We start from the raw sequence: 22,625 nt of genomic DNA on the forward strand, positions 1-22,625 counted from the left end.
ATAAACTGAGCAACAATCCTAAGTAAAGCGGTAGTAATAACCAGCGTCCTCTGAAGATCAAATTTTCAACCAATCTTTCCAAAAATTCCATAGTGAACTCCGACGTGATGATTAGAGATATTTAATTGAACCATGACCGTTATTCGGGATGAGATGGCGCTGCTATCATTGTTGGGGTATTGACACTCGCCACCATTTCTAATGCCAACGCCAGTGCTGACTCTAAACTACTGGTATTGGCTTGGCCAGTGCCGGCTAATGTCAAGGCGGTGCCGTGATCAACTGACGTGCGAATAATCGGTAAGCCGAGTGTGATATTCACTGCTTGCCCAAAACCTTGCGTTTTTAATACCGTCAAACCCTGATCGTGATACATGGCTAATACCGCATCTATTGTCGCTAATCGGCTGGGAATAAATGCCGTGTCAGCGGGTACCGGCCCGTGTAAATCCAATCCTGCAATGCGTAATGCCGTCATTACCGGCATCATAATATCCCGTTCTTCATTCCCTAAATGACCATCCTCGCCGGCGTGGGGATTTAATCCGCACACCAGAAGACGCGGTGACATGATGCCGAAATAACGACGTAATGATTGATCGAGCGTCACTATTGCCGTGTGCAGGCGCGACGGGGTAATCGCGTCGGCGACGGCACGCAGCGGCAAATGGGTCGTGACCAATGCCACGCGCAAGGTTGGCGTGACCAATAACATCACGGGTTGCGCGACATGGCAACGTTCTGCCAAAAATTCCGTATGCCCCGAAAACGGTAGCCCCGCCGCGTTAATGATCCCTTTATGCACTGGCGCCGTCACCAGCGCCGCGCAATCGCCCGCCAAACAGGCATCGCACGCCTGCGCCAAACTGCGACACACGGCGGCGGCATTGGCTGGATTTAACACGCCCGGCTGCGCGGGTGCGACCAACGGACAGGCGACGATGGTCAGTTGTCCGGGCTGCTGCGCACGAGCTGGCGCGTTGCGATCAAAGGGCGTCAAGGTCAGCGGTACGCCCAGTTGCGCGGCGCGACTGTATAACAAATCTGGGTCGCTAAAGACCACCAATTCGGCCGGATGCGGCTGTTGCGCAATGGTGACGCATAAATCTGCACCAATGCCTGCGGGTTCGCCGGGCGTGAGTGCTAATCGCGGCATTGAATGTTCCATCATGCAATAATTCCTCGCAGCATCATGTGTTTAATCATTTACAGGTGCAAGATATGACCGAATTTGCTATTCATCTTCACCGTGATTGAGACGGACGTCAAGATAGGCTTCATCACGCAACCGCCGCCGCCATAATTCAATTGCTTCTTCGGCTTTACGCGCTCGAATCGCCTCCGATGCTTTTAATCGCAAGGTAGCCGCGGCGGTACTTTGATTACGGCGTTCTAATACTTGGATTAAATGCCAACCAAAGGAAGTTTTAATTGGTTCACTCAGTGCATTTGGTGCCAGTGCATTCATGGATTTTTCAAAGGCCGGCACCGTGTCGCCAGGATTGACCCAACCGAGATCACCGCCTTTTAATGCTGACCCGGTATCATCCGAATGCGCCCGTGCCAATGTGGCAAAGTCTTCACCGTTAATTAAACGGGTGCGAATATGTGTCAATCGTGTGCGTGCATCGGCATCCGAAATCAGTTCATTGGTGCGCAATAAAATATGCCGCGCATGTGTTTGTGTCATCGGTGCTGGTGCATCACCGCGAAAATCCATTAACTTAATTAAATGAACGCCACTGGGACTGCGGAATGGTGGGGCGACTTCACCTTTTTTCAACGTGCGTGATAAATCTACTGCTAAACTCGGCACTTCCGCCATTGGAAACCAACCCAAATCGCCGCCTTCTAACGCATGATACCCATCAGAATGCGCCACTGCTAATTTCGCAAAATCTTCACCGGTTTTGAGACGTTTTAATAAACCTTGCGCTTTTTGTTCCGCAGTGTGAATCTGCGCCGGCGTGGGTGCTTCGGGTAAAGCTAATAAAATATGTTGCAAACGCACTTCTTTGCGCGTGAGTAAGGTGTCGGCTTCACGCGCCAAAAACCGATTGATTTCGGCATCCGTCACGCGCAAGTTTTTCACGACTTCTTGTGCTTGTAATTGCGATAATGCAATTTGGCTGCGCGTATCTTCCCGAAAACTATCAAAATCAATTCCGCTGTTTTCCAATGCTTGCCGCAATTGTTCCAATGGCAAGTTATTCCGAGCAGCAATGTTGGTTAATGCCTCAGTCAACATATCATCCGTCACTTCAATCCCCAACGTTTTAGCCCGTTGTAATTGCAATCGCTTTGAAATTAAGCGGTCTAATACTTGACGTTCTAATACCTGGCGCGGCGGGGCGGCCGTGCCATTCGCCTGCAATTGCGGAAGTAATAACGCAATTTCCTGATTCAATTCACTGCGCACAATCACGTCATTATTCACGACAGCAACGATGTCATCTAACGCTTGCACGGTTGCATTAGAAGACGATTGCGCATAATTAATGAGCGGTGTCAAACAAACGATAAGTATCGTCATCACTTGCCATACCAAACGATCATTAGTAATCATAAATTTCCCGTGCCAAAAATTGGTCAATTGAACTGCCAATTTTGCCTAATCCTGCCAATTCAACTTGTAACATCACGGAGTGACTACCAGATGAATCGGGGCGATTTTTGAAATGCCGACCAACAAAACGCACTCGCCAACAACAACTTCCGTATTCTACACCAGCAATCGCCTCCATTGTTTGTTCATGTAAAATTGAATATAACCAGCGCCCCACCATTTCAACTTTTGGATTGATTGGCAAACGAAATGATACGTCACCATCTTCATAACTGGTGGTTGCATCATTACCCGTATCAAACCGATAAGCGATATTCAATAATTGCCGATTCGGATGATGATATTGCAATCCAATACTGCGCTTTTGCCACACGCTCTCTTCATGGTCAGCATCCCATTGAAAACTTGCTCGACCATTCCAATGACCAAATAAATGTGCAGCGAATTCACCTGCAAATGGTGAACTGCCGCCGGGCTCCGCTGGTCCTGCGATCTGTACTCGTTGATCGGTAAAATAATAAATCTGCCCAACGCTTAAACGAAATTGTTCATCACCAGTGATTTGATTTAAGGTGCGAGTTGTTAATCCCAATGTTAATTGATTTGCATCACCAATTCGATCCCGCCCCGTAAACCGATTGGGGCGAAATAAATTGGCAAAACTAAAATTCAATTCAGAACTATCAAAAATCGGGATGTCACTTTGATCTTCATAGGGCGTGTATACATAGTACAAACGTGGCTCAAGTGTTTGTAACCATTGATGTTGTTGATTCGTGATCGTACGTTCAAAAATCAATTTACCATCTAAATCAATACTTGGAATGGCATACGCGGGTGAATCAGATTGCCCCGGCGTCACATCATTTAATACATAATCTGCAAAGGACAACCGCATACTTGGAATTAAATGACCATAACTACGCACTACCGGCCAATTAAATTGAGGTTGCACAGCGATCCGTTGCCCATGTACACGGTGATCGTGGTCGAATAAATCGTATTCCGCTTCTAAGCGGGTTTCTAATCCAGATGCCAGTGTAAATGGTCGCGTTGTTAATAAGAGTTGCGGTAAACGTCCATAGGGACGATCTGTGGGTGATAATTCAGGATCAATTGCTTGGAATGCTTCTGCGCGCATCAGCAATGACCAATCACGAGCGAAATAAGTCAGATCGCCTTGTTGTAATAACCGGCGCGTACTTGTGACTTCTAAACTATTGCCAAAATCTTCTAAATATTGGTCATCTGACACCACGCTATAATCAAGATGAGTCTGCCAATTCTGGCCAAAATGTCCCGCTTGTTTCATTCGTATAGCGCCCCGCCAGGTCGCACCACTTTCATACTGACGATCTTCAGGGATTACTTCAACATTCAATAATCCACGATCAAATGGTGTGAGGTAACGCATTTCTCCGCCCAACATTAGGCCGCGTTCCGTCATAATACGCGGAGTTAAAGTTGCATCTACGTTGGGTGCCAAATTGAGATAATACGGCAGACTCAAATCAATACCAGTGGTATCAGTTGAGCCAATACTTGGAATTAAAAACCCAGTTTGGCGGCGGTTGTCAATTGGAAAACTTAAATAAGGCGTGTATAAAATTGGCACATCTTTAATGCGTAAGCGCGCATGGTGTGCAATACCGCGCCCCTGCGCACGATCAATATCCATGCGCCGTGCCTGCAATGACCAAGCGGTATCACCGGGTCGGCAGGCAGTATGAAACAAATTGTCAAACTGGATTAATTGTGGATGATGAATAACAATCTTTTCAGCATGACCGCGCAAATTGACATTGCCACTAAACCGGTAATGTGCATCACTGATTTGTCCATGATCCTGATCTAAATTGAAGCGGGCATTTTGACCAATCACCCGCAAGCCCGGCATATCAAATAGAATTTTACCATCCGATTCAAGTTCACTGGTCGTGCGGTGCCAACGCAAAGTTGCCGCATCAATCCGTTGATTACCGCGTGTGACTTGAATGTCACCATTTAATTCAGCAATATCGGTATCACCTTGATAAATTACACTGTTTGCATCAATATCAATTGGTGTCGTAGTGGTTGGTAATGATGAAATTGGTGATAAACCTAAAGCTATAGGTCGTGGGCCACAATAATCCCAACTCAACCCTTGATGCACCTGAGCAATTGTAAAATCAGCTAACTCTTCACCCGCCATTGCAATAGTCGGTGGCGTATCTAAATAACCACGCTCCCGAACCATTTGTTGAACAGGTAATACGGAATCTGGTGAAGGTGGAATCACTTGTGGCGGCAGAATCCATAAAGGTTCTGTAGCAGAATTATTACGCTCAAAGTGTTCTAATTGGGCGGTTGAGTGTGCAAGATGTGATTGGTACGAAGCACCAGATGATTGCTCAATATCAGTTAAGGTTGGATCAATTGGCGGTGGTGGTAATTCACCAGTGGTTAATGGCATGACATCGGGAATAGTGATCTGCGACGCCGGCACAGTGAACTCAGGTGGTGCTATTGGAGTCGTTATAGGTGGTGATGCAATCGTAGTTGACGAAGTGAATGATAAAGGCAATGGAGTAGCAAGCCCACAATCCCAAAAATTAGGTGGGCGTATTAAGTGACACTGCCAGTTTGCTATTGCTATTTGTGGTACTAAAAACGCGACAGCAATTAACAACCAAACGTGATTGAAAGTTGTAAAGGGTGGCGTGGCTTTAATAGCCATAAGTTGTTCATTAGTCACTGGATTTAATTGACATTTTAAGAGTATCTGAAAACAGCTTCAATAATCATATATTGTCTGTCATTATTTGTTAGCGAAGCCATGTTTAACTACATAACGCCTTATTGCCCTACAATCGGAGAATAAACTGATGACTGATCGTTTTATTGATCTTTTACGTCATGGTGCCGTGACAGGTGATGCTGTTTTTCGTGGGCGCAGTGATGATCCATTAAGCGCGGTGGGTTTGGCGCAAATGTCTCTTAAAATTAAATATTTATCTAAAAAAACAACGCCCGCTTGGGATCATATTTTTTGTTCACCAGCTCAACGTTGTGCCGCTTTTGCTCATCAACTTGCCATAGAAAAACAGTTACCAATTAAAGTGTTACCTAACAGTGCGGAGCGAGATTTTGGTGCATGGGAGGGGCAAAGCGCCAATCAACTTGCACCATCAGATCTCGCGCATTTCTGGTTGGATCCGTTGAATTATACGCCACCAAATGCCGAACTTTTGAGTGCATTTCAAGCGCGAATTATAACAGTTTGGCATACCCTATGTGTTAATACAGATTGGCATCATGCACTTTTTATTACACATGGTGGCGTTATACGAATTATTTTAGGCGAAATTTTTAGATTACAACCCGCTGCTTTATTATTATTTGAAGTGCCTCCAGCATGTGTAACACGGTTGCGTATACCAACAGAAAACGGATCACCAAGTTTAATTTTTCATGGTTGCTTCAGTACAGTAGAAACCATGTTAATTTAATCAAAGTCAGAACTAAAAAATGTTTTAACGATGAATAGTTATGTGTATCCGCTTAGTCTGTTTGTTTTATACCCAGACAGGGTAGTCATTTATTCTTGACAATGACCATCAAATAGGTATTTTAGCACTGTTGCAGTGAAAAATATTGTTACCCAATTGACAAACCAGATCAATAAACACAGGGTAGTTGATGAGCATGGTAATAGCATTATTATGCGTTTTGACAGTTAGACTAAATATTGAATCAGGCACATAATTTCTAAAAAATATTCAATATGCTATGATTAATATTAACCCGCTAATATTAAAAAATTAGCAAATATCACAGCGATTTTGGCATTAAAATCTGTCATTATCCATAGGCGACTAAAAATACTTTCCATCATTACCATACTGAGCAAATAGCTGATAATTGTAATTCGCTTATGTCCAGTATGCCAACAAAAAATTAGGACGTTTTAAACTAAAAAATTTAATAGCAAACATCAAATAAACCTGATTTTTAATAGGTTTTAACGCTGCTGTATGTAGCATAACTAAACATATCCAACGATCAAATCAGTCAACCTTGAAAGATATGCTCACTATAGGTGTAATTGAGAATATGCTGATAAATCAAATCTGACAACCCAAATGACCGATAAATTATTTTTACTTGCGTGTTGTTAAAAAACCGTTCAGGATAAGAGTTATTCATCTCATACTGCTGCTTTTCAACCGCCATGACACCCACTGCATTACAATCAGTTCGTGACCATATCGCCTCCCGCATCATTGGTCAACAACCTTTTATTGACAGCATGTTAATTTGTTTATTAAGTGACGGACATTTATTAGTCGAGGGAATGCCTGGATTGGCAAAAACTACCGCAGTTAAAGCACTTGCCGAGGCAGTAGAAGGCGACTTTCACCGAGTGCAATTCACACCTGATTTATTGCCATCGGATTTGATTGGCACCGACATTTACCGCCATGAAAAAGGTGAATTTGAATTCCGTCAAGGGCCGCTGTTTCACAATATTTTATTAGCTGATGAAATTAACCGCGCCCCAGCAAAGGTGCAGTCTGCATTACTTGAGGCAATGGCTGAATATCAAATTACCGTCGGTCAACGCACCTATCTATTACCAAAACTCTTTATGGTTTTGGCAACGCAAAATCCCGTTGAACAAGAGGGAACTTATCATTTACCCGAAGCACAATTAGATCGTTTTTTAATGCAGGCGATTGTCACTTATCCATCGCGTGATGAAGAGCGCCGCATTTTAGAATTGGATAGCCGGCAACAAATTCAGCATGATACTCCGATCATAAAACGCCTGTCACACATTGAACTATTTGCAATGCGACGCACCGTTGCCAATTTATATCTTGATCCAAAATTGAATGATTACATTGTGGATTTAGTGCAAGCCACTCGTCATCCTAAATTATATGATAATGATTTAGAACGCTGGTGTCGTTTTGGTGCATCGCCGCGTGCGACTATTGCATTAGCACGGTGCGCTCGCGCTCGTGCTTGGTTAGATGGTGATGAATTTGTCGCGCCGCATCATATTCAATTGGTTGCACCGGAAATCTTGCGTCATCGTATTTTATTGACCTTTGAAGCCGAGGCCGATGGAATTACGACCGATGAATTCGTTACGCGGTTATTACACTTGGTCGCCGTACCCTAATCTTGAGATCAATGACCATGAGCCTATACCCGCGCCTTGATGATTTATTAGAATTGCGCCACCAAGCACATACTTTGGGAGTATCTTCTCATCATTTAGTCAATTCAACTTTTGCCGGATTGTATGCGTCGGTATTTCGGGGCGCGGGCATTAATTTTGAAGAAGTTCGGGATTATTATGAAGGTGATGACGTGCGTTACATTGATTGGAAAGTCACCGCCCGCACCCATAAACCCCATCTCAAAGTCTTTCGTGAAGAACGCGAACGAAGCGTTGTGATTTGTGTGGATAAGGGACCACACATGAATTTTGGCACTCGCATTACTTTTAAATCAATTCTGGCTGCTCGCGCCGCCGCGTTAATTGGTTGGGCCGCCAGCCGATTAAATGATCGGGTTGGTGGCATGGTATTTGGCGATGTCAATATTGGATTAAAACACTTTCGACCAGCGCGAGGGCGACGAGCGCTCTGGCAATTATTACGCACTCTCACATTACCAACCACTGCACCGCACACGTCAATTGATTGTCTTGCTGGTGCATTAGCACACGCTACTCGCGGTTTATCCACTGGTTCATTAATATTTATCATTGCTGATTTTAACCGTGAGGTGCGTGATTTAGAATACGTTCTTGGTGATTTAACCCAACGCCATTCCGTCGTGTTATTAGCCACTGATGACCCGAGTGATTGGGATATTCCAGCAATGGGTTGGGCGACTTTTGCAGCAACCAACGGCGAATTACTTGATATTGATACTGATGATCCGACAGCACGCCGTCAATACCGTCTTCATTGGGAAGACCGCCGTGCTGTATTAATTGCAATGGCACGGCGTCTCAATTTATTTTTTTTGCCGTTGCGCACCGATCAAGAAGTGCATAAAAGTTTAATTCATCAACTTCGGCAACGTATGCACATGCGGGCAACGTGAATGCAACCAATTCCTGATAGTCAACTGCGCGATATTCATGGCTTGGACGCTATTCCCTGGTGGCCACTCGCACCAGGCACTTGGGTTTTAATAGGTATTGTGCTGTTGTTATTAACAGTTTTATGGCGTTATTCGCGGTCATCAGCAATTATCAAACACCGTTGGTTTATGACAGCTATGACGATAGGAACGTGGCGCAGCGATGCCCGCCGGGCATTAAATCATTTACGTCTTCATCTCCATCAATTGCCGTCTAAACAACGCGCCACTGAATTATCTGAATTATTGCGGCGCATTGCAATGGCACGATTTGGCCGTACCGCCTGTGCCGGTTTATATGGCACGGCATGGCTAGATTGGCTCACACAGCATGATCCGTCTGGATTCAATTGGCATGAGTATCATTCATTCCTTCTCACTGCACCCTATGCACCTTCTCAGCCACCGGCTACGCATGAAACAATAGAAATTTGGCTCAAGTTAATTGCAGCAGCCGAACATTGGACCTTGCATTAACGGTGCGGAGATCATTATGCAAACCTTTGAGTTTCAATACCCCTGGTGTGCAGTGTTATTACCGCTACCCTGGGTAGTTATTTGGTTAAAAACGACCTGGTGGAAAAGCAATTCTAATCTCACGCCGCCACCATCATTTGCCACACAAGCCATCACTCTATTACATCCACGATTAGACGCATTACAATTAGCATATCGCAGCCGTCGCCGCCAATCTATTAATACAACTTGGCTATACCCCGTATTATTAACGGCATTCTGGGTATTATTAGTGGTGGCATTGATGAATCCACGCTGGCTCGAACCACATACCGAAATACGTCATCCCGGGTATGATTTATTTTTAGCCGTAGATGCCTCACATTCAATGGATGCGTTGGATTTTACCGTTGCTGGTCAACAGGTTAGCCGCATGGCCGTTGTGAAAGGTGTCATGGGGCGTTTTCTTGACACCCGCATTAATGATCGCCTCGGGTTAATTATCTTTGGCAGCGCCGCCTATGTATTATCGCCTTTAACGCCCGACCGTTACGCCGTGCATCAATTACTCGATAATGTTGTGCCAAGTATTGCTGGCCCGAGTACAGCATTAGGCGATGCAATTGCATTAGGCGTCAAAAAATTACGCGACCGGCCAATTGGATCGCGGGTGATGGTATTAATAGCTGATGGCGATAGTACAGCGGGTAATTTTCAACCATTAGAAGCGGCCGTATTAGCACATCATGCCGATGTGCGTATTTATGTCATTGGTGTCGGTAGTCAACAAACGCGTATTCCAATTCTGCATCAAGGGCGGATTGAATATTGGGATGATTTAACCATGAATGAAGACATCTTGACGCATATTGCCACAACCACCGGCGGCGCTTATTTTCGTGCCACTGACACCCAAGCATTAGAAACCATTTCCAATCGTATTAACCTATTGGAAAAAACCGACATAGAAACCCGCACTGCGTATTTACCACACACATTGTATCGTTGGCCATTGGGCGCGGCGTTAATTATTTTACTGATGTTAGGATTATTACCCGAAGGACGGCAGCGCGTTTTACGATGAGAGTCAATTATGGCGCATAGCGGTTTTCATTTTGCCCAACCACTCTGGTTATTGGGTGTATTGATTATTCCAACGATTGCATGGTGGCAATGGCGCAGTGTTATGCGCACTACGCAACCTGCTTTATATCAATACGCGGATGCACATTTATTACCGCATCTGACCGGTACGCGGGAATTGGGGCATCATCAACGCTGGCAACAGTTTCGTTATTGGGCGCTCTTGTGGCTATTATTGTTAATAACTTTAGCCGGTCCACGCTGGGATTATCATTCGGTACAATTATTCCATCCCAGCGATAGTTTATTAATTATATTAGACATTTCACGGTCAATGGACACGCGAGATGTGGCGCCAAGTCGGTTAGCGCGGGCGCGGCAGGAAATTGAAGATTTAATTGCGCAAAATCGGCAATTGCGGCTGGGGTTAATTGCATTTGCGTCGGTGCCGCATGTTATGACACCAATCACAGAAGATCACCAAACATTATTAGCCGCATTGCCATCATTATCAACTGATTTGGCTAAATTGTCCGGCAGTCGGTTGCAGCCGGCATTGATGCGCGCTGCGCAGTTATTAACAGTTCATTCGGCAGTTAATCAAGAAGCGCCGGCGGGACGCACAATACTATTAATTACAGATGGAGATTTTGATGAGCCAGACTTATTAAAACAAGTCAAAGGGTTAACAGCGCAGGGCATACGGCTGCATGTATTAGGCGTTGGTACAGCGGCGGGGGCGGAAGTGCCAGGGCAAGCGGGCGCGGTATTATTAGATCGCACGGGATTACCGGTGCGTTCTGTATTAAATGAACTGCTATTGCGTCAATTAGCTGAGGCAGGGAATGGGCTATATTTATTGGCGGATTATCGTGACCAGGATACCGCCACTATTCTTGAAGCGGCAGCTTTTTCTCATGCTGCACCTATACAAACGGGTCAAGAACATACGCAGGTTTGGCACGAACGTTTTTATTTATCGCTATTAGGATTAATGATTGCAGTATTGCCACTATTCTGGGGGGTAAAATGGACGTGGCGCATATCTTGGCAATTATTTTCAATTAAAAACTGGCGGTCTGGGACACCACAATGAAGCGTTTACGCCAATTATTTGCAGTCGTGTTATTTGGGTTGCTATCCAATACAGTATTGGCTGTAGATTGGTTGCTGAATAATGAACAAATTGCCCAAGCGCATTTTAATGCGGGTCATTATACTGACGCGGCGGCAACATTTAATGATGCCTATCGGCAAGGAGTTGCGCTGTATCGAGCGGGGCAATACGCGGCGGCCGCGAGTGCATTTAATCGTGTTGAACGACCGACAGTACAGGTTGATGCGCAATATAATTTAGGCAATGCACAGTTCATGCAGGGCGATTATAGCGGTGCGATACAGACCTATGAACGGGTATTGCGCACTGATCCCAATCACGCTGATGCGCAATATAATTTGGCATTGGTGCGGCAATTATTAGCGCAGACAGTTGAACAAAAACCGCCGGCTCAATCTGAACAAGAATCCCAATCAAATCCTCAAACACCGCAGTCAGAAAAGCAACAATCTGCGAATAAAGAACACAATAAAACTGAACAGCAGGAGTCATCTAAAGATCAAAAGAGTGAACAGCAAAAAACGACTGCTGATGCAAATCAATCTGCAAATAAAAATAGTGATGAGAATGAATCTGGTCAGCAATCCAGTGCGCAACAAACATCATCATCTGGTCAACAATCGACTGAACAACAGTCGGCTGGGGATCAATCATCATCCGCCGCTGGGAATAGTCAAAACAGTGGTGATAAAACGACCGCAACTGGTCAAGTTGGCGATGAACAACAGTCATCCTCTGGTCAAAAAGTCAGTGAACAGCAGAAGGCAGGCGGCGGTGAGCAGCAATTAACTAATGATGATCTATCCTCGTCTAATAATGGAAATCAACAAATGGATTCCACTGCTGGTCAGCAGCAAACATCGTCGTCAGCAGAATTAGCAGATCAATTGAGCAGCACTGAAAAGCAATCATCTTCTGGTCAAAAAGTGGCGAATATTCAGCAACACTCTGACAATAAAACTGGTCAGCAGGTGCAAATACAACGGGATTTATCAGGGCAGCATTCTGGCGAGCAACCGTCATCATCAGGCAATCAACTATCGTCTGCTGCGGGTCAGCAACCTACTAATAAAAAAGCACTTTCTGTTAATGAACAATTGAATCAGCAATCATTAGACGCGGGTCAAAAACCAGATAACTCGCCCGCTTCTTCCGAACATAACTCAGCCGATGCTAATGAACAACTGCCATTAACTGGTCAAGACATCACTCATGCGCACACGGGGCAACGTCAATTAAATCAGGGGAATAGTAACACCGCACCGGATTTAACCAATGCTGGTCAACAAAGCGATGCGGTCGAACAATTTGACCAATTGGGGCAACAATCTCCAGCGGAGACTAATCCTAATGATGCTGGTGTGAATAGTCTGGATGCTAATCCTACGCCCATGCTGGGTGCGAGTATGGCAATTATTGAACAGCGATTAGAAAACATTGAAGGGGAGCCGGCGTTATTATTGCGTAATCAATTCCAATTAGAAGAATTACGCGCATTACAACAGTCAGGTGGCAGAGCGTGGGAGCCGCGGCCATGGTAATAAATCGCATAATAAAATCGTTTGATCGCGTGTTAATGTGCGCGTTGGGAATGCTAATAGCCAATACGGCAATGGCGCAATTTTGGAATGCACCTTATCCGCCGCCGAATGCACAATGGCAATACACTCCGCCGAATCAACCTGCGCCGAATGATTGGCAATTTCGTCCAGTACCATCAAATAATGCGCGGGGAATACCACCGAATTATGCCCAGCCAGCAGCGCCCTGGTCAAATTATCCACCGAATCAATTTGCGCCAACTTATTCACATCAATCGGCAATAGAAAATCGGCCGCCGCGTGTTGAAGCGGAATTATCTACGTCTCAAGCGTATATTGAAGAAGTCGTTTTATTAACACTGCGGGTGGTGAGTGATGGCAATTTATTAACGGTCACGCCGCAAGTTGAATTATTGCCAGATGTGGTCATTCAATCATTACAAGACCCAGTGACGCACATACGCGGGGCGGCACACGGTGGCGAAATTATCACGACTTATTTATTTACATTACGTCCGCAGCGGGTGGGAGATTTATCACTCGGGCCGGTGCAAGTCACTGGTACGGATGCGAATCATCACGCATTCACTGTCGCCACCATTAAATCGTTGCAATTGCAGGTGCGTCCGGCAATGAACAGTATTAAACCCTGGCTGCCATTACGGGGGTTGACATTACAAGCGACATTAGATGGTGAGGCGGATTTAATTGAAGGGCAACCCGTCACTTTAATTATAGAAACCCGAGCGGATGGAACAATTGCCACGCAATTACCGTCATTAGAAACGCAATTGCAATCTAAGGCGTTTCGCGTGTATCGGGAGCAGACGTTAATCAACACGCAATTAACAGCGGACAGTCAGAGGTTATTAGCGCAGCGCACCGAGTATTATACGCTCGTGCCGCGAATGAATGGGCGATTGCAATTGCCAGATGTGGCATTGCAATGGTGGAATCTGGAGAGCGGCCGAATTGAGCGCAGCCAATTAACGCCGCGTGAGTTTTATTCAGCAGATCATGCTACTTGGTGGCAGAATTTATTATTGAATGCGTCCACAATTCGCAGCGGGTGGTGGTGGTCAATCACGGCGCTGGGATTGATATTATTCGGTTATTGGGGCGGACGTTGGTTGTATCAACGGCAATTAAAACGGGTGCTGCGTCACGCTTTGTTATTAAAAAGTGATACGCTGGCGGTCAACTCTTTGGTATTGCATTTGCGCCGATTGGCAATTGCGCACTGGTGGCAAAAGCCCTTAAACATCCTGCGCGTTGGAGTGCAGAGATTTATTCACAACGGCTGGTTTTTATTACAGCATATTTGGCAGCAATTACGTCAACGCCTGTGGTTATTATTACCCGTTGAAACCCGTTTTTATTACACAACACGCACCGCATCATTGGCGCCAACGCCCGAATTATGGCAGCAGTTTATTCAACAACAAGTGTTGGATACATTCAAGCCCGCGCCGGGGTATTCATTGGCCGAGCGATTTATTCAATTGCGACCAAGCGGTGATGCCGGGCGTATTCGCCAATTATGTGCGCAATTAGAGGCGGCGTTGTATTATCAACGTGAATTGGATTGGCCGCGTTGGAAAGTTGAATTCCAACACGCGCTACGCCCATTGCATGGCGGGTGGTTGTGGTTTAATCATCAATTATGGCGGCGGGGACAATTACCCGAATTAAATCCCCACTTAAAATGACATATTTCAAAGAGGCAATTGAATGACTGATTTGGCTACGCTTTATCAAACCGATTACAGCGTTTGGGTGCAGCACACTGTTGAATTATTACGCGCCCGGCGATTTGATGAACTGGACATTGAACATTTGCTAGAAGAATTAAGCGACATGAGCAAAAGCGAACAACGCGAATTAGAAAGTCGTTTATTAGTTCTCATTGCGCATTTACTCAAATGGCAATATCAATATCAGACGTTATCCGAACGGTGGCGCGAATTTGACGGGCGCAGTTGGCGGGCGACTATTATTGAACAACGCAAACGTTTAACATTGCTCTTGCGCAACTCACCGGGATTAAAAGCCATTTTTATTGAAACCATGACGGCAGTTTATGCGGATGCTATTGAATTGGTGTGTGATGAAACCGGTCTGCCTGCCACTACTTTCCCAATCAATTGTCCCTATACTGCTGAACAATTATTAGATAAAACGTATTATCCAAATTGATGCGCGTTATATTCAAGTGAGTTGATTGTTCTCCCGCCCCGGCACGGGAAAGATCATTCGTTAATCACGTTTCTGATTCAATACAGATGTGCATTGAACCAATTAACAACGCCACGCCACATCGCTGATTGATTTGATTGATACGCTTGCCTGATTTATTACCCGCGCTGATACCTGAGTGATACACTACCCGCCGCGCTGAGTTGGTATAAATTGCCCGCACCAATTACCCCGCCTTGATGTTTTAGTCTTATACTTGACCGGCGATCACACCACTTGCCGCCCTCGCGGGTGTTTGGTATTACCGCACCGTCGGCTGCATCACGCTGCCTGTATTTAATCGTGTTAACTAGCAGTCAAATACCATGCGTTTTGAAATCCTCGTTGTCACCAGTTTTCAACAGAACTGTACCCTGTTTATTTGTGAAGAAACCGCCGCCGCAGTTGTCATTGATCCGGGTGGTGAAGCGCCGCGCATTGCCGCCGCATTAGAACATCACGGCGTGGCCGCCACCGCCATTTTATTAACACATGGTCATCTTGACCACGTCGGCGGCGCACCCGAATTAGCCAAGCAATTAAACATTCCTATTTTCGGCCCCCATCAAGCGGATGAGTTTTTATTTGACGCCCTGCCGGCCAAAGCCAAGCATTATAATTTACCCGCCCCGCCGCAATTCACGCCTGATGCGTGGTTAAAAGCAGGTGAGTCCATTCAATTTGGCAATCAAACCCTCGAAGTTTTACATTGCCCCGGTCACACGCCCGGTCACGTTGTTTATTTCCACCGCGCCAGCGCCCTTGCCCAAGTTGGTGACGTGTTATTCAAAGGTTCTGTTGGCCGCACTGATTTACCCGGCGGCAATACCGAACAATTAATCAATTCCATTTGCGGACAATTATTCGCGCTCGGCGATCACATCCGTTTTATTCCCGGCCACGGCGCCATGTCCACCTTCGGCGCCGAGCGTCAATACAACCCGTTTCTTATTCACGAATGCCCACCAGCCGCATCGGCGTAATTCGTTATGATTTTCAAACGTCTGTTCACCAAAGTACGCGGTCGCGTCGCCAATTCACCCGCGCCAGCAGCCGCCCCGCCCCCCGTGATCGTCACCGTCACCGCTGCCGACTTGACCGCGCTGCACCACGCCGCCGTCGCCACCGCTGACCTGACCGCCCGCGCTCGTTATCTCGACCTGATCTGCGCCGTGCCAGCATCGGCACATGACGGAGCGCCCGAGCCGCTGACCTTGCCCACCGCGCTGGCGGCATTGGCGAATGTGACCGATGCCGACCTGCTCGGTCAGATCGCCACGCGGGCGGTTGCGGCTGACATCCGCCGCGTGGCCATTGCCAACCTGCCCACCGATGCTGCCGCGCTGGTGCAGTGCGCGGTGGAGGATGCCAGTGCGCCGAATCGGTTACTCGCCGTCGAGCGGCTGGATCAGCGGGCGGGACTGGAGCAAGTGGTCAAGCGCATCGGCAAACGTGACAGTCGGGTGTATCGCCATGCGCGGGAAAAATTGCGGCAGTTGGCGCAGCGCGAGGCGCGGCCGGCGCAGGTGCGGCAATTGGCGGCCGCGTTATGTGCTGAGGTTGAGCGGCTGGGGCGGCATCAAATGTGGTCACAAGATCGCGCCCGTTTGACGCATTTAACCCAGCAATGGCAGGAGATCGCCGCTGAAGTCACCGCCGCCGAGCAGGCGCAGTTTGACCAGTTACGCCGCACTTTTTTGACGGCATTTGACGCCGCGCAGGTGGCGACCAGTGCCGCCGCCGCCGTACCGTTACCAGTTGAGCCGGTGCCAATTGATGCGCCCGCCGTTGACCAAATCACTCCCGCCGCAGTGCCAGCGGAGACGTTGCCCGTTGTTGAATTGCCCGCCGCGGCTGCTGAATTGCCGATTTCACCCGCGCCGTTGACTGCTGAGTTGAGTGCTGAACCGGCGTTGTCAGCCGAAAATTCTGTTGCTGAACAACCGTTTACGTTACTCATCACGGCGGACGAATTACCCGCGCACCTCCGCCCGCGTCAGGCGTTACTTGCCCAACTGGACGCGCTGGGTGACTTGAACGACGCGGCTGAGTTGACCGCGCAGTTGACCGCGATTGGTGAGCAGTGGCAGCAGTTGGAATTGGCACAAAATGACGTGGGCGATGCGCTGGCCGATCAGCACCTGCTGGCGCTGCGGCAGGCGTTCCAAACCAGTTTTGCGCAGATGACGGCGCGGCAGCGGGCGTTGGCGACGTGTCAGCAACGCGATGCGCAACTGGCGCAGTTGTGTGACGAGGTCAAGCATTTGTTGGTTCACGGCGACATCGTGGATTTGCCGGTGGCGCAGCAGTTGCGGCAGCGGTTTGAGCGCCTGTGCGTGACCAACGAGCGCAACCTGTTGACTCGTGACTGCGCGATCTTGTTGACGCGACTGGAGCAGCGCTTGACGCGGCAGCGTAATCAAGTCACGCGGCGCTTGTCAGCGACGGTCACGCAATTGGCGGCGCTGGAACGGCATTTGACGGCGGGTGAATTGCGCAAAGCCGAGCCGTTGTATCAAAAAATTGCCGCGACGGTGGATCATGCCCACGCGGCCGGGTTGCCGCGCACCGAGATCGTGGCGCTGGAACGGCAGTTGAAACGGCTGGCGCTGCAATTGCGCGAGTTGCAGCACTGGCGGCGTTGGAGTGTCGAGCAGCACCGCGAGGCGCTGTGTCACGACGCCGAGGCGCTGCTGGCGGCGGTGGACGAGGATTTGGCAGTGCAGGCGCAGCGGTTGCAGACGTTACAACGTGCGTGGCAGCAGCTCGATCATTCCGGCACCTCGCCGCACGATGCGTTCCGGCCGCGGTTCCGTGCCGCGCTCGATCAGGTGATGGCGCGCTGTCAACCGTATTTTGCCCAGCGGGCGAGTGTGCAAGCGGCGCAGTTGCAGGCACGGCTGGCGCTGTGTGAGGAATTGGAAACCTTTTTGGACAAGGTGGACTGGGAGCGGGTGGATTGGAAAAAACTGGTGTCGGCAAAACGGGAAATGCGGCAGGCGTGGTCGGCGCTCGGGGCGGTGGATGAACGGCACGGGCGGGCGTTAGATACCCGTTTTCGGCGGTCAATTGAGCGAGTGGATCGGGCGTTGTACGAAGAACGCCAGCGCAATCTAGCCCTCAAGCGGGAGTTGATTCGGCAGATGGAGGCATTGGCGGATGAGCCGCATTTGGAGTACGCCTTGTCGCAAGCAAAAACGTTGCAGCAACAATGGCATACCAGTGTGGCGGGACGGCGGCGGGATGAAAATGCGTTGTGGACGGCGTTTCGTACCGCCAGCGAGCGGCTGTTCAATCGCCGTGCCAATGAACGCGAGGCGCGGCATCTGGCGCATCAGGATCACATTTCACGACGCGAGGCGTTGTGTCGGGCGGTGGAGGAACTGGCGGGGCAGTCGCTGCCGGCCAGTGAGTTGTTAAACCGCTGGGAGCATTTGGAGCAGCAGTGGAGTCACACGCCGCCGGCGTCCAGTCGGGATTTGGATCAACGCTGGCGGGCGGCGCGGGCGGCGGTATTGGCACGTCATCAGAAGTTGTGTGCCAGCGCTGATTGGCAGGCGTTGCAGCACCTGGCCGCTTACGCGGCGCTGTGTGATTACTGCGGGGCGGTGTTGACCGGGGATGCCGCCCAGTTGGCGCTGATAACGTTGCCTGAGTCATGCAGTTCACCGCCGCCGTTGGATGATTCGGCGGCGGGCGATGCGGCGCTGGCGGATTGGTTTCAACAGGAATGGGCGGCGTTGCCCGCGTGTGCTAATGCCACCGCGCAGGCGACTTTTGCCGAGCGGCGGGCGTGGTTATTGGCGGCGGCGGGTGATGATACGGTGGCGCGGTCGCAGTTGCACCAGTGGCGGTATGTTCAGGGTCAACAACGCGCCACGCTGTGTTTGCAATTGGAAATCGTCGCGCATCTTGAATCCCCGCCGGAATTATTGTCCGCTCGATTGGAGTTACAGGTGGCGCGGTTGAAGGAAAAAATGACCGAGGGCGCGGCGTTGGCTGACAAGATGGCGCTGTTGCAGGCGTGGTATTTGTGCGCACCGGCGGAGGGAACGCTGGCGGTGCTGGCGCGGTTTGAGCGGGTGTTGGCGACGGCGCGGGTGGTTGAAGTTGAAACAGCGTAATGCGGTGCGTCTAATCTAATGCACTGAATAGTGCCAAAACAGAAATAGCAACAAAAATCAAACTTTTTATTACGAAGGTGATTAACCATGACAGAGATTAGCTTGCAACAAAATCTTAATGCGATTATCGAGGCACGTCAACCACTGGTTAAACGCATTAGTCATTTATGTACAGAATTAGATGCGCTCGAAACTGTATTAAAAAATATTGCTGACTATGGCAATAGTGAAAACTCTAAATTGACAGATGACCAAAAAGCCAGTATTGCGGCACTGCCAACTGGCTCTGTTATTAAGCAAACAAGCGGCATTAAAAGCGAAATGAAAAAACTGGAATCACGCTTTAGCCGCGAAACAGTCAACATTGGTGTGATTGGTCGAGCGCGTCAAGGTAAAAGTAAATTACTGCAAAGTTTAACTGGATTGGGAAAGCGTGAAATTCCCGACGCAGATGGAATGCACTGTACCGGTGTACGCAGCAGTGTTTGCCATCAAGTTGGAATTGAAACGTACGCCAATGTCTATTTTTATAACGCGAACGAATTCCTTGCTACGGTGTTGGCGCCCTATTTTGTGCAACTAAACTTAGGCAATGCACCTCAGTCGCTTGAAGAATTTTCCACGCGGGATTTATCTATCAGCGCAATCACGACGGCAGTGAATCGCGCCAAGTTTGAACACCTAAAAAAATATCAAGCATCCCTCAATCAATACCGTGATTTGCTTAATCATTTATCCCCATTAAGAATTACGCAGCAGGATATTCCAAAGTTTATCACTCAGTATGATCCAGATGATCCAAGCATTGCGTATTATAATTATTTGGCAGTTAAAGAAGTCCGCATTTTTTGTACATTTCCTGATGAAGAAGTGGGAAAAATTGCCGTCGTTGATATGCCTGGGTTAGGTGATACTGGCATTGGTGATGAAGAGCGACTGGTGAATACGCTGGGGCAAGATATTGATTTTATTTTGTTTGTTCGGATGCCGAAACACACGGGGGATTATTGGGCAGATGTTGATGTCGAACTCTATGACATCGCTAATCGCGCTTTACAAAATACATCACTAGATAACTGGTCATTTCAAGTGCTTAATTTGCTTTCGGATAATAGCAACTTGCGCAATTGTCAGGACTTGAAAGAAACCATTGGCGCGCACCATTTGCGCGTTGCCAAAGTCATCATAGTCAACTGTGCTAATTCAAGTGATGTGCAAAAAAATATCCTGCCATTAGTATTGGAACACATTGCTGCACATATCAAAGTTTTAGATCAACGCTTTATTCAGGCAATGGAAACAGCGTTAATCAACTTAAAAGGTCAAGTATCGGAACTTGTCAAACAAGCTGGAAATAGCATTGTGCTGGTCGGCGGCACAACAGAGTACAGCATTTTTTCTAATCTATTTCGTGAATTTTGGAATGAAAAGTTGACATTAGATTTAGAAGATTTACGCATTGATCTGTGGCAAAATCGTCAACAAAGAGATCCTAATTTAACGACGGCACTTGATAAAGCCTATCATCTTGCTAAAAATCAAACTGGTATTCCAGATATTGAAGAAATCCGGAAACAATCCAAACAAAAAGGGGCAATTAATAAAGCATATTACGATTTATTAGATGTTGTGCGGGTCACTCTTAGTGAGAAATTCCAAAGTCAACTAGATAGCAGTCTTAAGATTTCAGTGGACGCAATGAAGCAGAGAGTAGCTGACATCTTTTTTAAAGCTGGATTATCTGCATTAATCGTTGATAAAGAAAATGCTAGTTTGCTACAAGAGATATTTGGTTTGCTTGAGCAAAATTCCGATCACAATACAGATCGTGGAATGCAGAAAATTCATCAAGGATTTCAAGATTTAATCGAATTTAATTTATACTATAGAGGACTGGCACAGCCTCGTATTCGCAAACATCTTGATTACTTGACAGCCCCCCGCGAAGGTATTGCAGGCGCTGAGTGTGCGCCGGACTTAGGTCCAAACCCAAGTGCCGAAGCAATTGCAGAAATGTTGCAAACACTGCACGATGAAGCGCTTTATAAGATCAATGAAGAATTGCGTGATCTATTGTGGGAACCGAGTATGTCTGCGTTTTCAGTGATTGAAGAATTTCTAGATTGTGTATTGCGTGCTGAAGATGTCGAAACGAGCTGGAGAAATTTTTTATGGGATCATCGTGAAAAGGTATGGGCGAACGAATTTAAATGGCAAAATCTCGTTGCAAGTCTCAGCGCATTTTCCACCCCAAATCGTTTATCTGTCATGTAAAAATTTTATTAAAAAGGAGCGTTGTCTATGTCAATTGGATCAAATGTTTTGAACATCACTATGCTAGGGTCACGCGGGGTTGGAAAAACAACCTTGCTTGCTTCGATGTATAACGAATTCGATAAAATGGTTAAAGATATCAGCTTGACCTTGACACCGAATCAGGAAACCTCAAGCATTTTGCAACAGCGACTTGCAGAATTGAAACGCCAAACTGAAGTTTTTTCTCCAAAGCGTGGCATTGATGGCACGAATAGTCCAAAGGAGTTTATCTTTGACTTAGGAATGGTAGGAAAAACCCCAGAAATACAATTGCGATTTAAAGATTTTCCAGGTGGATTTATCAAAGATAATCCTAATGAAGTGAAAAAATTTCTCAGCGCCGCTGATGTCATCTTACTGGCAATAGATGCGCCTGCAATGATGGAAGCAAAAGGAATTTGGCATGAAAAAATCAATACACCGCAGATGATTACAGACTTACTTAAACATGTTGTACAAAATTTGGATGCCACAACGAAAACAAAACTGTTGATTATGGTGCCGGTGAAATGTGAGAGTTATGTTCAATCCGATAACGAAGCAAGAAAACTGTTGCAAACACTCAAGGATAGCTATACTTCTTTATTTAATCTGCTTAAGGCAGATCGCTTATTAGATAAATTTGCGGTTGTTGTTACGCCGGTGCAGACGTTAGGGAGCGTTAGATTTACTCGTATTGAGGAGGTAGATCAGGGAGAACCACGTTTTTTCTTCCGCAAAGTGTCCCCAAGTGCTATTTATGCGCCCCGCGATGTAGACCAGATTTTGCGTTATACACTAGGATTTTGCATTAAAAAGTATCTTGACGATATGAGTTTCTTCAAACGAGTGTTAAACCAGTTGTTTAATATGAGTCAAGCATTTGAACAAGCAGTACGCAAAATGGCTGGCAATGCCCGTAAAGAAACAGATGGTTTTCAAATTGTTCAGGGTGCAACGTTGTTGAGTCGTGACTGAGTTAGAGCGGTAATTATTTATTCTGCATTAGAACAGTGCTATAGAGTGAAAATACAAAAACTACCTATAGCACCACAACACTGAGC

General features: G+C 47.2%; 16 protein-coding genes. 13 read left to right on the forward strand and 3 right to left on the reverse strand.

Going from position 1 to position 22,625, the window contains the following annotated elements; translation table 11 throughout:
* Positions 1-139 precede the first annotated feature (139 nt).
* From pdxA to HUK38_RS13070, 3 genes are all read right to left on the reverse strand, one after another.
* The gene (gene pdxA, locus HUK38_RS13060) at positions 140-1,171 is read right to left on the reverse strand and encodes a 4-hydroxythreonine-4-phosphate dehydrogenase PdxA (RefSeq protein WP_238787655.1); all 1,032 of its coding nucleotides are present in this window, start codon (positions 1,169-1,171) and stop codon (positions 140-142) included.
* Positions 1,172-1,234: 63 nt separating this feature from the next.
* Positions 1,235-2,533 (reverse strand): peptidylprolyl isomerase, encoded by a 1,299-nt coding sequence (locus HUK38_RS13065; protein ID WP_238787656.1) that lies wholly within the window; start codon positions 2,531-2,533, stop codon positions 1,235-1,237.
* Between the two features lie 22 nt (positions 2,534-2,555).
* The gene (locus HUK38_RS13070; protein ID WP_238787657.1) at positions 2,556-5,285 is read right to left on the reverse strand and encodes an LPS-assembly protein LptD; all 2,730 of its coding nucleotides are present in this window, start codon (positions 5,283-5,285) and stop codon (positions 2,556-2,558) included.
* Between the two features lie 148 nt (positions 5,286-5,433).
* Here HUK38_RS13070 and HUK38_RS13075 point away from each other — a divergent pair, with 148 nt between their 5' ends.
* The 13 genes from HUK38_RS13075 to HUK38_RS13135 all read left to right on the forward strand — a co-directional run bounded on the left by HUK38_RS13075 (position 5,434) and on the right by HUK38_RS13135 (position 22,539).
* A complete protein-coding gene (locus tag HUK38_RS13075; protein ID WP_182584776.1) occupies positions 5,434-6,057 on the forward strand; it encodes a histidine phosphatase family protein in 624 nt (207 codons plus the stop codon).
* Positions 6,058-6,779: 722 nt separating this feature from the next.
* Positions 6,780-7,736 (forward strand): AAA family ATPase, encoded by a 957-nt coding sequence (locus HUK38_RS13080; RefSeq protein WP_182584777.1) that lies wholly within the window; start codon positions 6,780-6,782, stop codon positions 7,734-7,736.
* Positions 7,737-7,753: 17 nt separating this feature from the next.
* Entirely contained in the window at positions 7,754-8,671 is a 918-nt protein-coding gene (locus tag HUK38_RS13085; protein ID WP_182584778.1) for a DUF58 domain-containing protein, read from the forward strand.
* A complete protein-coding gene (locus tag HUK38_RS13090) occupies positions 8,672-9,187 on the forward strand; it encodes a DUF4381 domain-containing protein (RefSeq protein ID WP_182584779.1) in 516 nt (171 codons plus the stop codon). It abuts the gene before it with no gap.
* 16 nt (positions 9,188-9,203) lie between these two features.
* The gene (locus tag HUK38_RS13095) at positions 9,204-10,250 is read left to right on the forward strand and encodes a VWA domain-containing protein (RefSeq protein WP_182584780.1); all 1,047 of its coding nucleotides are present in this window, start codon (positions 9,204-9,206) and stop codon (positions 10,248-10,250) included.
* A gap of 9 nt (positions 10,251-10,259) precedes the next feature.
* Positions 10,260-11,345: a vWA domain-containing protein gene (locus HUK38_RS13100; protein ID WP_182584781.1), complete on the forward strand. Its 1,086-nt coding sequence runs from the start codon at positions 10,260-10,262 to the stop codon at positions 11,343-11,345.
* Positions 11,342-12,907, forward strand: a complete 1,566-nt coding sequence (locus HUK38_RS13105) for a tetratricopeptide repeat protein (protein ID WP_182584782.1) — start codon at positions 11,342-11,344, stop codon at positions 12,905-12,907. Before HUK38_RS13100 ends, HUK38_RS13105 begins: the two co-directional genes overlap by 4 nt.
* Positions 12,901-14,616, forward strand: a complete 1,716-nt coding sequence (locus HUK38_RS13110) for a BatD family protein (RefSeq protein ID WP_182584783.1) — start codon at positions 12,901-12,903, stop codon at positions 14,614-14,616. The genes HUK38_RS13105 and HUK38_RS13110 overlap by 7 nt, the downstream gene beginning before the upstream one ends.
* Positions 14,617-14,638: 22 nt before the next feature.
* The gene (locus HUK38_RS13115; RefSeq protein WP_182584784.1) at positions 14,639-15,103 is read left to right on the forward strand and encodes a DUF29 domain-containing protein; all 465 of its coding nucleotides are present in this window, start codon (positions 14,639-14,641) and stop codon (positions 15,101-15,103) included.
* A gap of 365 nt (positions 15,104-15,468) precedes the next feature.
* Complete coding sequence (locus tag HUK38_RS13120; protein ID WP_182584785.1) at positions 15,469-16,125, forward strand: MBL fold metallo-hydrolase; 657 nt, start codon at positions 15,469-15,471, stop codon at positions 16,123-16,125.
* A 6-nt stretch (positions 16,126-16,131) separates the two neighbouring features.
* Positions 16,132-19,266 (forward strand): DUF349 domain-containing protein, encoded by a 3,135-nt coding sequence (locus HUK38_RS13125; protein ID WP_182584786.1) that lies wholly within the window; start codon positions 16,132-16,134, stop codon positions 19,264-19,266.
* Between the two features lie 87 nt (positions 19,267-19,353).
* Positions 19,354-21,540, forward strand: coding sequence for a hypothetical protein (locus HUK38_RS13130; protein ID WP_182584787.1), 2,187 nt, complete (start codon positions 19,354-19,356; stop codon positions 21,538-21,540).
* Between the two features lie 27 nt (positions 21,541-21,567).
* Positions 21,568-22,539: a TRAFAC clade GTPase domain-containing protein gene (locus HUK38_RS13135; RefSeq protein WP_238787658.1), complete on the forward strand. Its 972-nt coding sequence runs from the start codon at positions 21,568-21,570 to the stop codon at positions 22,537-22,539.
* Positions 22,540-22,625: the final 86 nt, after the last annotated feature.

It is taken from the genome of Thiospirillum jenense, from assembly GCF_014145225.1.
GTDB lineage: Bacteria > Pseudomonadota > Gammaproteobacteria > Chromatiales > Chromatiaceae > Thiospirillum > Thiospirillum jenense.